Source organism: Pseudomonas sp. QTF5 (assembly GCF_000512695.2).
GTDB lineage: Bacteria > Pseudomonadota > Gammaproteobacteria > Pseudomonadales > Pseudomonadaceae > Aquipseudomonas.
Genome location: NZ_AZRW02000051.1, coordinates 1 through 12,909, shown reverse-complemented (window position 1 = coordinate 12,909; position 12,909 = coordinate 1). Strand labels below are relative to the sequence as shown.

The window sequence follows — 12,909 nt, the reverse complement described above, 5'->3', positions numbered from 1 at the left end:
CACCACAGAACCATCCCGGTGCGCCCTCACCAGTCCACGCCATCCACTGGTGCGGGCGCCTCACACAAAACTGTGGGAGCGAGCCTGCTCGCGATAGCGGACTAACATTCAACATCAATGTTGAATGACATGGCCTCATCGCGAGCAGGCTCGCTCCCACAATAGGTCTACGTCGACTTAGACACCGGCGATAAGATGCCGAGCCGCCTGGCTATGATCGGCAATCAACCCTTTCAGATCCAGCCCCTCAACCTGCCCATCGATCACGCGCCACTTTCCGCCGACCATCACCCGGTCCGCCCGATCCGCGCCGCACAGCAGCAGCGTCGACACCGGATCATGGCTGCCGGAGAAGCGCAGTTCATCCAGTTTGAACAGCGCCAGATCCGCCTGCTTGCCCACCACCAGTTCACCGATATCGCTGCGCCCGAGCAAACTCGCAGAGCCCTTGGTCGCCCAGCCCAGTACCAACTCCGGCGTAATCTTTTCCGCGCCATAACGCAACCGCTGGATGTACAGCGCCTGACGGGTTTCTAGGATCATGTTCGAGGCATCGTTGGACGCCGAACCGTCCACGCCCAGACCCAGCAGCGCACCCGCAGCGGTCAGATCCAGCGTCGGGCAAATACCGGAGGCCAGACGCATGTTCGAACTCGGGCAATGGCAAATGCCCGTGCCGGCCGCGCCGAGGCGGGCGATTTCGTCGGGGTTGAAATGAATGCCGTGGGCCAGCCAGGTACGCGGGCCGAGCCAGCCGACGCTGTCCAGATAATCGACGGTACGCAGGCCGAAGCGTTGCAGGCAGAAGTCTTCCTCATCGAGGGTTTCCGCCAGGTGCGTGTGCAGGCGCACGTCGAGGGTGTTCGCCAGTTCGGCGCTGGCGGACATGATTTGCGGGGTCACCGAAAACGGCGAGCACGGTGCCAGGGCGATCTGGATTTGCGCACCATCGCCGCGCTCGTGGTACGCGGCAATCAAACGTTGGCTGTCGTCGAGGATCACTTCGCCTTCCTGGACGGTTTGCTGCGGTGGCAGGCCGCCGTCTTTTTCGCCAAGGCTCATGGAACCGCGAGTGAGCATGGCGCGCATGCCCAGTTCGCGGACGCTCTCGACCTGCACATCGATCGCGTTTTCCAGGCCTTCCGGAAACAGGTAATGGTGGTCGGCGGCGGTGGTGCAACCGGACAGCAGCAACTCGGCCAACGCGACTTTGGTGGCGAGGGCAAGTTTTTCAGGGGTGAGGCGAGCCCAGACCGGATAGAGGGTTTTCAACCACGGGAACAACGGCTGATTAACCACCGGCGCCCAGGCACGGGTCAGGGTTTGATAGAAGTGGTGATGGGTGTTGATCAGCCCTGGCAGGATCACGTGTTCGCGCGCATCGAAAACGTTGTCACAGGGCGCGGAGGGTTGCTGGCCGGCGCTGAGCACTTCGACGATCAAACCGTCTTGCAGCACCAGACCGCCACGGGCATCGAGCGTGTTGGCCGTGAAAATGGCGAGGGGATTTTTTAACCAGGTACGGGTCGCAGGCATGGTGACCGGCTCCTCTGAAAGTTGGGTTCAGGGTTGCCAGCTCAGTGTTGCCCTGTCTGCTGATCCAGGGTCGCCGCGGGGGCGAGGTGCGGAGTTTCGAACAAAAAAGCTTCGCGGGCAAGCCCGGCCCGACAGGACAACGCAAGACCCCTGTGGGAGCGGGCTTGCTCGCGAATGCGATATTACATTCAACATGGATGTCGCCTGACACACCGCCTTCGCGAGCAAGTCGGATCGCCGCACCGCCGCTCCCACACTCGATCTGTGGTGTTACCAGGGAATGGTCTCACCCCGGTAGTTCACAAAATGATGCCCGCCCTTGCCGGCATACGCATTCACCTGATCGATCAACCCGCGCGTGCTGGTTTCCACATCAATGTCCGCGCCTTCACCACCCATGTCAGTCTTCACCCAGCCCGGATGCAGCGACAGCACGGTGAGTTTCTGTTCGCCCAATTGCGTGACGAAGCTATTGGTCATGGAGTTCAGCGCTGCTTTGCTGGCCTTGTACAGCGCCAGCTCTGGCGCGTCGGGCATGGTCACGCTGCCCAGCACCGAACTCATGAACGCCAGCACGCCGCTGCCATCGCGAATTTGCCCGACGAAACGCTGGGCCAGATTGATCGGCGCCACGGCGTTGGTGAAGAACAGCTGACCCACCTCGGCCAAGGTCGCGCCGCCCGGCGTCTGGACTTCCGGGCCCTTGACACCGGCATTCACGAACAACAGGTCGAACACTTCACCCTTGAGTTGTTGGCTCAGGGCGATGACCGCTTGCTGATCGTCCATGTCGAGTTTTTCGATCCGCACCTTGCCTAACGCTTGCAAGGCTTCGGCGCTCTGCGGGTTGCGCACGGTGGCGGTGACTTGCCAGCCGTCGGCCAGCAGAGTTTTCACCAGACCGAGGCCCAAGCCTCGGGAGGCACCGATGATGAGTGCGGTTTTTGCCTTGGACATGAATGGCTTCCTTGATAGATGAGAATCACGGTCTCGAGAGGGCTTGACCCTGGAGCATACTCCAGGCTTTAGCCTTGTTGCTCCCTGAATTGATGGAGCAAAACGGATGTGGACTTCAACGCAATATCGTCAAGTGGTGCGTGGCAGTGCATGGTACGACCTGATCGTGACCGCTGCTTTTATGACGCCGTGGAGTTTTGCGGCTGTTCTTTGAATTGGCCTGGGGTGTGGCTCAAGCGTTGCCTGTTCGGGAGCCATCGCGAGCAGGCTCGCACACAGTAGATTTGTGTTCATCACAAAGGTCCTGCTCGACTCGGTCAACTGTGGGAGCGGGCTTGTTCGCGAAGAGCCCGCCCGGTCACCGCTTAATGCCCAGCCTGCCACGGCTGCCCCAACGAAACCGGCGCATACAACCGTGTGCGTACGGCATCTCGAGACAGCAGCACCAACACCACAATAGTCGCGACATACGGCAGCATCGCCAGCAGGCTCGACGGAATCGCCAGCCCTAACCCCTGCGCCACCAAATGCAGGATGCTGGCGAGACCGAACAGATACGCACCGAGCAGCAATCGCCACACTCGCCAACTGGCAAACACCACCAGCGCCAGGGCAATCCAGCCTCGACCGGCGCTCATGTTTTCCGCCCACATCGGCGTGTAGGCCAGGGACAGATAAGCCCCGGCCAACCCCGCCATCGCCCCACCGAACAGCACTGCCAGTGTGCGAATGCGCAACACCGGCAAGCCCATGGCACTGGCCGCGTCCGGGTTTTCACCGACCGCCTGAATGATCAACCCGACGCGACTTTTCAGAATCACCCAGGCCACTAACGTGAACAGCGCGAACGACAGATACACCAGCAAGTCCTGGGCAAACAGCATCCGCCCGATCAGCGGGATTTCACTCAACAACGGAATCGCCACCGGCTCAAAACCCGCCAACGGTTTGCCGACCCATGCAGCGCCGACAAAGGTCGACAGGCCCACGCCGAAGATCGTCAACGCCAACCCGGTCGCCACCTGATTGGCGTTGAACACCAGTGCCACCAAAGCGAACAGCGACGACAACAGCATCCCGGCGAGCATCGCCAGCAACACGCCAAGCCAGAGGTTGCCGCTGTTCAGAGCGACGATGAAACCGATCACCGCCCCAAACAGCATCATGCCTTCCTGTCCCAGATTGAGGACGCCGCTCTTCTCGCAAATCAGCTCGCCCAGTGCCACCAGCAATAACGGCGTACCGCAACGAACCATGGCGTAGAAAATATTGCTCAGCAGATCGATATCCATCACAAGGCTCCTGCGTGTACGGCGTTGGTCGAGGTGCGCCGTACCCAGCGCAGGTTCAAACGCGGTCGGTAGAGAATCAGCACGTCACTGGCCAGCAGGAAAAACAGCATCATCCCTTGGAAAAGTTGAGTGATCGCTTGCGGCAGATTCATGCTCATCTGCGCGCTCTCGCCACCGATGTACAGCAGCGCCATCAACAAGCTGGAAAACAGAATGCCGATGGGATTCAGTCGCCCGAGAAACGCCACGGTGATCGCCGCATAGCCGTAACCCGGCGAGACCTGCGGCACCAATTGACCGATCGGCCCGGTGACTTCGCACACGCCGGCCAACCCCGCCAAACCACCGCTGATCAACAGCGCCAGCCAGATCAGCCGCTTCTCGCGAAAGCCGACGAAACCGGCGGCACGCTTGTCCAGCCCGAGCACTTTGATTTGGAAGCCGACAAAGCTTTTCTGCAGCAACACCCACACCGCCACCAGCGCGAGCAAGGCGAAATAGACTCCGGCGTGCACCCGACCGTCCTCCATCAACAGCGGCAAACGACTGGCATCGCCGAACATCGCCGACTCTGGAAAGTTGAACCCAGCGGGGTCCTTCAAAGGCCCGTGGACGCAGAACAGCAGCAAGTTCAGGGCGATGTAATTGAGCATGATGCTGGTGAGGATTTCATTGGCGTTGAATCGCGTACGCAACCATGCCGTCAGCCCGCCCCACGCGGCGCCGGCCAGGGTGCCAGTGAGCAGGATCAACACCAGCGCCCAGCGACTTTGCATATCGATGATGTTCACCGCCAATGCACTGCCCGCGAGGGCGCCGAGCAGCAACTGACCTTCGGCGCCGATATTCCAGATCCGCGCCTGATATGCCACCGCCAGGCCCAATGCGCAAAGCAGAATCGGCAGCGCTTTGACCAACAGTTCGGAGACGCCATACATGTCGCTGATCGGTGCAATCAGCAACGTGTGCAAGGTCAGCAGCGGGTCATGCCCCAGCGCGATAAACAGCAATGAGCCACAGCCCAGCGTCAACACGGCCGCCAGCAAAGGCGAGCACCACACCATCAGGCGTGATTGCTGGCCACGGGGTTCGAGAGAAAGCAGCATGTGAAACTCCGTTAAAGCGTTACTGGGGCAAGTGATTGAGGGGCGTCGAACTGGCCGGCCATCCAGCCGCCGACATCGCTCAGGCGGGTGTCGATGGTGGCCTGCAAGGGCGACAACCGACCGCCGCACAAGGCGCCGAGGCGGTCGCTGATCTGGAACAATTCGTCCAGGTCTTCGGAGATCACCAGAATCGCCGCGCCAGCATCGCGCAAGGCAATCAACGCTCGGTGAATGGTCGCGGCCGCACCGACGTCCACGCCCCAGGTCGGGTGTGCGGCCACCAACAGTTTCGGTTGTTGAAGGATTTCCCGGCCGAGGATGAATTTCTGTAAGTTGCCGCCGGACAGGCTGCGGGCCGGCGCTTGAGTGTCGGGTGTCTTGACCCCGAAGCGGTGAATGATTTCCTGGGCCAGCACTTCGACCTTGCCGCGCTGGATCAGCCCGTTGCTGACCAGGCCCTGTTGAAATGCGGTCAGCAGGGCGTTATCTGCCAGGCTCAGTTCCGGCACCGCGCCATGGCCCAGGCGCTCGGCGGGGACGAACGCCAGGCCAAGTTTGCGTCGTGCATCCGGCCCCAGATGCGCGACCGGTTGCCCGCCGAAACTGATCGTCGCGCTGTCATCGCAGGGCAGCCGTTCCTCACCGCTGAGCAAGGCCAGCAACTCATCCTGACCATTGCCGGCCACTCCGGCGACTCCCACGATTTCGCCGCTGCGCACCTCCAGGTCAATGTCCTTCAGCGAGCAGCCGAACGGGTCCGGGTTGTGCCAGGACAATCGCGTCACGTTCAAAAAAGCATCAGCGCCCATGACCTTTGGATACTCGGTAATCAGCTCGGCGGCTTCACCGACCATCAACTGCGCCAGCTGCCGGTCCGAGCACTCGCCCGGCACGCAATGCCCGGCCACTCGCCCGCCGCGCAACACCGTGGCGCTGTGGCACAACGCGCGTACTTCGCCGAGCTTGTGGCTGATAAACAGAATGCTGCAGCCCTCGGCGGCCAGTCGGCGCAAAGTGACGAACAATTCGTCGGCCTCTTGCGGGGTCAATACCGAAGTCGGCTCATCGAGAATCAGCAGGCGGATGTCTTGCATCAGGCAGCGAATGATTTCCACCCGCTGACGCTCGCCGATGGACAGGCTGTGGACAAGTCGCTCTGGCTCCAGCGCCATGCCGTAGCGTTGGGACACTTCACGAATCTTCGGCTCGAGCTGCTTCGGCGTACCTGCCGCCGCACCCATCGCCAAGACGATGTTCTGCGCCACGCTCAGGGTTTCGAATAGCGAGAAATGCTGGAACACCATGCCGATTCCGAGGCCGCGAGCCTGGGCCGGGTTGCGCATGGTCACGCGCTGGCCCTGCCAGATCATCTCCCCTGAGTCTGCGTGAGTGACGCCGTAGATGATCTTCATCAGGGTACTTTTGCCCGCACCGTTTTCGCCGAGCAGGGCGTGGATTTCACCCGGCGCAATGCTCAGGTCAATGGCATCGTTGGCCACGCAACCGGGGTAACGTTTGCTGATTCTGCGCAATTGCAAGCGGGGTGTTTGATCGGGGATCGGCATGGGATTGGACATGACAGGCTCGGGTCGACAGAAGTTATGCCTGTGGATAAAGCAATTTCCTGGCCATTGAGTCAGGAAATAGACAAAGCCCTGCTGGCATAGGCGTTGTGGACGGTATCCGTCATATTTCCAATTCCGAATCAGGCACCACTTAAGGGCATGCTTTTTGATCAGGCTCCGGTTTTGCGCTCGGTGATTTGATCAAAAAACGAGCAGCAACCCGCAAGCTATGTCAGACAGGGGGCTGAGCCAGCCATGAACGGGTTATCCACAGGTTGTTCCACAGTATTTGTGCGCAAGCCGAGCGGAGGGGCATAAGCACTGAGGGGCTTTCTTCTAATGGCGATAAACCGCTCTAACTGATTGTTTTTATGTGGAATAAGTTATCCTGCTGGGGATTTGGATGAAAAATGAGCAAACCCCGCAAAGCCGCATGACAGAAGGGTTACAGCGGAATGTGCTCAGGTTATCCACAGCCGGGTGCACAGCAGATGTGGGCAAGTGTCGAGAGTAAAGAAAACCGGGGTGCCCCAAAAGATCGCAGCCTTCGGCAGCTCCTACGGGATTGCGTTTCTTACGGAAGTACACGGTGGGCGTAGGAGCTGTCGAAGGCTGCGATCTTTTGATCTTTCTTTTATCGCTGCAACAAAATGCGCCCGCGACTCAAATCCGCCAGTTGTATTTGCAAGGTATCTATCTGCCCCTCACCAATCGCCAATTGCAGTTCCACGCCATTGGCCGTGAAGGTTTCTTCCACCACCAAACCGCCCAGCTCCGCTACCCGAAGTTTCACCAACGCCAACTCGCCAAAGGCACAGGCGCAACTGACCGGCACCCGACTGATCAGTTCGACCTTCGGCGCCCCTTGCAGGCATTTGTTGGCACCGCCGCCATAGGCCCGGGCGAGGCCGCCGGTGCCCAGTTGGATGCTGCCATACCAGCGGATCACCAGCACCGCGACCTGATCGCAATCCTGCGCTTCGATCGCTGCCAGAATCGGCCGGCCAGCGGTGCCGCCGGGTTCGCCATCGTCATTGCTGCGGTATTGATCGCCGAGTTTCCAGGCCCAGCAATTGTGCGAGGCGTTCAAATCACTGTGCTGCTCGATGAACGCTTGGGCATCCGCTGCGCTGGTGATTGGCCCGGCGAGGGTGATGAAGCGGCTTTTGCGAATCTCTTCGCGGTATTCGCAAAAACCGCTGAGGGTAAAAGGCATAGGTGTCTTAGATAGCAGGCGTCAGGCCGCAGCCTTTGAGAATGATGCGGATCAGGTTGTTGCCGGCGTCTTCCATGTCTTGCTTGGTCAACTTGGTGCGCCCGGTGACACGGCAGATCTGGGTGGCAAAATCGGCGTAATGCTGGGTGCTGCCCCACAGCAGGAAGATCAGGTGCACCGGGTCGACCGGATCCATTTTGCCGGCGTCGATCCACGCCTGAAACACAGCGGCCCGGCCCTGAAACCAGATGCGATAGTCCTGGTTGAAATGCTCGCTCAGGCATTCGCCGCCGCTGATGACCTCCATGGCGAAGACCCGCGAGGCTTGTGGCTGGCGCCGGGAGAATTCCATTTTTGCGCGGATGTATCGGGTCAATGCTTCTGCCGGATCATCCTCGACGGTCAGGGTATTGAAGGTGCTGTCCCACAATTGAAGGATGTTACTCAGCACCGCCACGTACAAACCGAGTTTGTTGGTGAAGTAGTAATGCAGATTCGCTTTGGGTAACCCGGCATTCTGCGCGATGGTGTTCATGCTGGTGCCTTTGAACCCGTGACGGGCGAACTCGTCTTCGGCGGCTTTGATGATGGTCTCTTCGTTCTTCTGACGAATGCGGCTGGCGGGTTTGCCGCCGTGGGCTGGGACTTCAAAGGTCATAGGCACTTCCGAACAGGTAAATGGGTGCAACCAGATGCGTTGATAGCGCACCCGCAGGCCGCAGACAAGTCCTGTCGCGATAAAACCTGAACACCATAACCCCTGAACACCATAACCCCTGTGGGAGCGGGCTTGCTCGCGAAGGCGGTGTGTCAGTCGATATTTATGCAACTGACACATCGCCTTCGCGAGCAAGCCCGCTCCCACAAATTCTCAGCGCGTCGCCGCCAGGCTCTCCAAAAAACTCTCCAGCACCAAGTGGGGGCGACGGCCCTTGCGGGTGACCGATGCCAGGCTCAGGTCATAGAAACGCACCTTGGGTTTCAGTGCACGCAGTCGGCCCTGCTGCACCCAGAGGCTGGCGTAGTGATCCGGCAGGTAACCAATGTAGCGCCCGGTCAGAATCAGAAATGCCATGCCTTCGCGATCCGATGCACTGGCGGTGCAGTTGAGCGCCTGATAGTGGGCCTGGATCTCGGCGGGCAAGCGGAAGGTCGGGGCGATGGCGTCCTGGTTGTTTAGGCGTTCATCGTCCAGTTGTTTGTCGTCGACATAAAATAACGGATGCCCAACTGCGCAATACAGCAGCGAACGTTCGCTGTAGAGCGGCTGATATTCCAGCCCCGACAGCGCACTGGCTTGCGGCACCACGCCGACATGCAAGCGACCGTCGAGCACGCCTTGTTCGACTTCATTGGGCGCGATCATGCGGATCTGGATCTGTACGTCCGGGCCGCGCTCCTTCAACTGCGCCAAAGCGTGAGTAATGCGCATGTGGGGCAGAGTGACCAGGTTGTCGGTCAGGCCGATGGTCAACTCACCGCGCAAGTGTTGGTGTAGGCCGTTGACCTCGGTGCGGAAACTTTCCAGCGCACTTAATAGCTGCAGCGCAGATTGGTAGACCTCGCGGCCTTCTTCAGTCAGGGAAAAACCGGCGCGACCGCGTTGGCACAGACGCAGACCAAGGCGTTGCTCCAGATCGCTCATCTGTTGGCTGATCGCCGAGCGACCGATGCCGAGCACGGATTCCGCCGCGGAGAAGCCGCCGCAATCCACGACGCTGCGAAAAATCCGCAACAGGCGAATATCAAAGTCACTGACTTGCGCCAGCGGATCGGGACGACGGCTGCTCATGCTTTGTTTACTCAAAGTTTAGTAGCTGGCTGACTGAAGGTTAGAAAAGTTGGATTTCACCGACTTTATCTCCGTGGCAATTTAGCTGCAAGAACGCTTTTCATCTCCACGCCGCTTATTGCCCTGCGAGGTTTTGCCCATGAACGTGCCTGAAAACGCCCCGACTTCCCTGGCCAGCCAGCTCAAGCTCGATGCTCACTGGATGCCCTACACCGCGAACCGCAATTTCCAGCGCGACCCGCGACTGATCGTGGCTGCCGAGGGCAGTTGGCTGACAGACGACAAGGGCCGCAAGGTCTACGATTCGCTCTCGGGCCTATGGACCTGCGGCGCCGGGCACACCCGCAAGGAAATTCAGGAAGCGGTGGCCAAGCAATTGGGCACCCTCGATTACTCGCCGGGCTTCCAGTACGGTCACCCGCTGTCGTTCCAGTTGGCCGAGAAAATCACTGACCTGACGCCGGGCAATCTGAATCACGTGTTCTTCACCGACTCGGGTTCCGAGTGTGCAGATACGGCGGTGAAAATGGTGCGTGCTTACTGGCGTCTGAAAGGCCAGGCCACCAAAACCAAAATGATCGGTCGTGCTCGTGGTTATCACGGCGTGAACATCGCCGGCACTAGCCTCGGTGGCGTGAACGGCAACCGCAAACTGTTCGGTCAGGCGATGATGGACGTCGATCACCTGCCGCACACTTTGCTGGCGAGCAATGCGTTTTCCCGGGGGATGCCGGAGCAAGGTGGTATCGCCCTGGCCGATGAACTGCTCAAGCTGATTGAGCTGCACGATGCCTCGAACATCGCTGCGGTATTCGTCGAACCAATGGCTGGGTCCGCTGGTGTATTGGTTCCGCCGCAGGGTTATCTCAAACGTCTGCGCGAAATCTGCGATCAGCACAATATCCTGCTGGTGTTCGACGAAGTGATCACCGGGTTCGGCCGTACCGGTTCGATGTTCGGTGCCGACAGCTTCGGCGTGACTCCTGACCTGATGTGCATTGCCAAGCAAGTCACCAATGGCGCGATCCCGATGGGCGCGGTGATTGCCAGCTCCGAGATCTATCAGACCTTCATGAACCAGGCGACGCCGGAATACGCGGTGGAATTCCCGCACGGCTACACCTATTCCGCCCACCCGGTGGCTTGCGCTGCGGGCCTGGCGGCACTCGACCTGCTGCAAAAGGAAAACCTGGTGCAGAGCGTGGCGGAAGTGGCGCCGCATTTCGAAAATGCACTGCACGGTTTGAAAGGTAGCAAGAACGTCATCGACATTCGTAACTACGGGTTGGCCGGTGCCATCCAGATTGCGCCTCGCGACGGCGATGCCATCGTGCGTCCGTTCGAAGCCGGCATGGCCTTGTGGAAAGCCGGGTTCTACGTGCGCTTCGGCGGCGACACTCTGCAGTTCGGCCCAACCTTCAACAGCAAGCCACAAGACCTCGATCGTCTGTTCGACGCGGTCGGCGAAGTGCTTAACAAAATCGACTGATTTTTCCTTCTATATAAAGGCGTCCTTTAGCGGGCGCCTGTGGACAACTTTTCAGGAGCCCCGCATGAGCCTTATCCCGCATTTGATCAATGGCGAACTGGTGACCGAAGACGGTCGTACGGCCGACGTGTTCAACCCGTCCACCGGTCAGGCGATCCACAAGCTGCCATTGGCCAGCCGTGAAACCATTCAAAAAGCCATCGACTCGGCCAAAGCTGCATTCCCGGCCTGGCGTAACACTCCGCCGGCCAAGCGTGCCCAAGTGATGTTCCGCTTCAAACAACTGCTGGAACAGAACGAAGCCCGCATCGCCCAACTGATCAGCGAAGAACATGGCAAGACCCTGGAAGATGCCGTCGGTGAATTGAAGCGCGGGATCGAGAACGTCGAGTTCGCCTGTGCTGCACCGGAAATTCTCAAGGGCGAGTACAGCCGTAACGTCGGCCCGAACATTGATGCCTGGTCGGATTTCCAGCCATTGGGCGTGGTGGCCGGTATTACCCCGTTCAACTTCCCGGCCATGGTGCCGCTGTGGATGTATCCGCTGGCGATCGTTTGCGGCAACTGCTTTATTCTGAAACCGTCCGAGCGTGATCCAAGCTCGACGCTGCTGATTGCTCAGTTGTTGTTGGAAGCCGGCCTTCCAAAAGGTGTGCTGAGTGTGGTGCATGGCGACAAGGCTGCGGTGGATGCTCTGATCGAAGCGCCGGAAGTCAAAGCGTTGAGCTTCGTCGGTTCGACACCGATTGCCGAATACATTTACGCCGAAGGTACCAAGCGCGGCAAACGCGTCCAGGCGCTGGGCGGGGCGAAGAACCATGCGGTGCTGATGCCGGATGCGGATCTGGATAACGCGGTCAGCGCACTGATGGGCGCGGCGTACGGTTCGTGCGGTGAGCGCTGCATGGCGATCTCGGTAGCCGTGTGCGTCGGTGATCAGGTGGCGGATGCGTTGGTGGCCAAACTGGTACCGCAGGTCAAAGCGTTGAAAATCGGTGCCGGTACGACCTGCGGCCTGGATATGGGGCCGCTGGTTTCCGGTCAGGCTCGCGATAAAGTCAGTGGCTATATAGAAGACGGCGTCTCAGCAGGTGCAACCTTGGTGGTGGATGGTCGTGGTCTGAGTGTGGCCGGTCATGAAGAAGGTTTCTTCCTGGGCGGCTGCCTGTTCGATAACGTCACGCCAGAAATGCGCATCTATAAAGAAGAGATCTTCGGGCCGGTGCTGTGCGTCGTTCGGGTCAACAGCCTGGAAGAGGCGATGCAACTGATCAACGATCACGAGTATGGCAACGGCACCTGTATCTTCACGCGTGATGGGGAAGCGGCGCGGTTGTTCTGCGATGAGATTGAAGTGGGTATGGTCGGCGTCAACGTGCCTTTGCCGGTGCCAGTGGCTTATCACAGCTTTGGCGGCTGGAAGCGTTCGCTGTTCGGCGATCTGCATGCTTATGGTCCGGATGGCGTGCGTTTCTACACTCGTCGCAAGGCGATTACCCAGCGCTGGCCGCAACGAGCGAGCCATGAAGCTTCGCAGTTCGCATTCCCTAGCTTGTAAGTAGAAGGGCAGAAGGCCGACCTCTTGAGGTTGGCGTTCGTGCTTTCGGGTTTATATGACAGAAATGTGAAAATTGGTGTTGACGGCAGATTCTGGAAGTCTATAATTCGCCCCACTTCCGGCGCAGTCGAAGCGGAAAACTCCTTGGTAAACAATGAGTTATGCGGTTTTCGGCAGCGGTTACGCTTCAGTTCATCGAGGCCAGAAGGAGTTGGTAAGGCAGTGTGTTGTCGCCTTATTGACGGTTCGATCATCTCGGTCGAAAGCGGAGAAAAAGAGGTGTTGACAGCAGCGGGTAACGCTGTAGAATTCGCCTCCCGCTAACGAGAGTTCGAAAGCGCAAGTGGTTGAAGTTAAAAAGGAAACTTTGAAAACTTCTGAAAATAACCGCTTGACAG

10 protein-coding genes are annotated in these 12,909 nt (G+C 59.2%); 2 read left to right on the top strand and 8 right to left on the bottom strand.

The window, feature by feature from the left end:
- Positions 1-177: 177 nt before the first annotated feature.
- The 8 genes from IC37_RS26365 to IC37_RS26330 form a co-directional block, all read right to left on the bottom strand.
- Positions 178-1,536: an 8-oxoguanine deaminase gene (locus IC37_RS26365; protein ID WP_030128374.1), complete on the bottom strand. Its 1,359-nt coding sequence runs from the start codon at positions 1,534-1,536 to the stop codon at positions 178-180.
- Between the two features lie 270 nt (positions 1,537-1,806).
- Positions 1,807-2,493, bottom strand: a complete 687-nt coding sequence (locus tag IC37_RS26360; protein ID WP_030128375.1) for an SDR family oxidoreductase — start codon at positions 2,491-2,493, stop codon at positions 1,807-1,809.
- 365 nt (positions 2,494-2,858) lie between these two features.
- On the bottom strand, positions 2,859-3,785 hold the full coding sequence (locus IC37_RS26355; protein ID WP_030128376.1) for an ABC transporter permease: 927 nt from the start codon (positions 3,783-3,785) through the stop codon (positions 2,859-2,861).
- Complete coding sequence (locus tag IC37_RS26350) at positions 3,785-4,891, bottom strand: ABC transporter permease (RefSeq protein ID WP_030128377.1); 1,107 nt, start codon at positions 4,889-4,891, stop codon at positions 3,785-3,787. Before IC37_RS26350 ends, IC37_RS26355 begins: the two co-directional genes overlap by 1 nt.
- A gap of 11 nt (positions 4,892-4,902) precedes the next feature.
- The gene (locus tag IC37_RS26345; RefSeq protein ID WP_030128378.1) at positions 4,903-6,468 is read right to left on the bottom strand and encodes an ABC transporter ATP-binding protein; all 1,566 of its coding nucleotides are present in this window, start codon (positions 6,466-6,468) and stop codon (positions 4,903-4,905) included.
- A 622-nt stretch (positions 6,469-7,090) separates the two neighbouring features.
- The gene (locus IC37_RS26340; RefSeq protein ID WP_030128379.1) at positions 7,091-7,672 is read right to left on the bottom strand and encodes a YigZ family protein; all 582 of its coding nucleotides are present in this window, start codon (positions 7,670-7,672) and stop codon (positions 7,091-7,093) included.
- Between the two features lie 7 nt (positions 7,673-7,679).
- Complete coding sequence (locus IC37_RS26335; protein ID WP_030128380.1) at positions 7,680-8,330, bottom strand: TetR/AcrR family transcriptional regulator; 651 nt, start codon at positions 8,328-8,330, stop codon at positions 7,680-7,682.
- 213 nt (positions 8,331-8,543) lie between these two features.
- The gene (locus tag IC37_RS26330; protein ID WP_030128381.1) at positions 8,544-9,464 is read right to left on the bottom strand and encodes a LysR family transcriptional regulator; all 921 of its coding nucleotides are present in this window, start codon (positions 9,462-9,464) and stop codon (positions 8,544-8,546) included.
- 139 nt (positions 9,465-9,603) lie between these two features.
- On the opposite strand from IC37_RS26330, the gene IC37_RS26325 reads away from it, so the two are divergent.
- Positions 9,604-10,953: an aspartate aminotransferase family protein gene (locus tag IC37_RS26325; protein ID WP_030128382.1), complete on the top strand. Its 1,350-nt coding sequence runs from the start codon at positions 9,604-9,606 to the stop codon at positions 10,951-10,953.
- Between the two features lie 64 nt (positions 10,954-11,017).
- The gene (locus IC37_RS26320; RefSeq protein ID WP_030128383.1) at positions 11,018-12,511 is read left to right on the top strand and encodes a CoA-acylating methylmalonate-semialdehyde dehydrogenase; all 1,494 of its coding nucleotides are present in this window, start codon (positions 11,018-11,020) and stop codon (positions 12,509-12,511) included.
- Positions 12,512-12,909 lie beyond the last annotated feature (398 nt).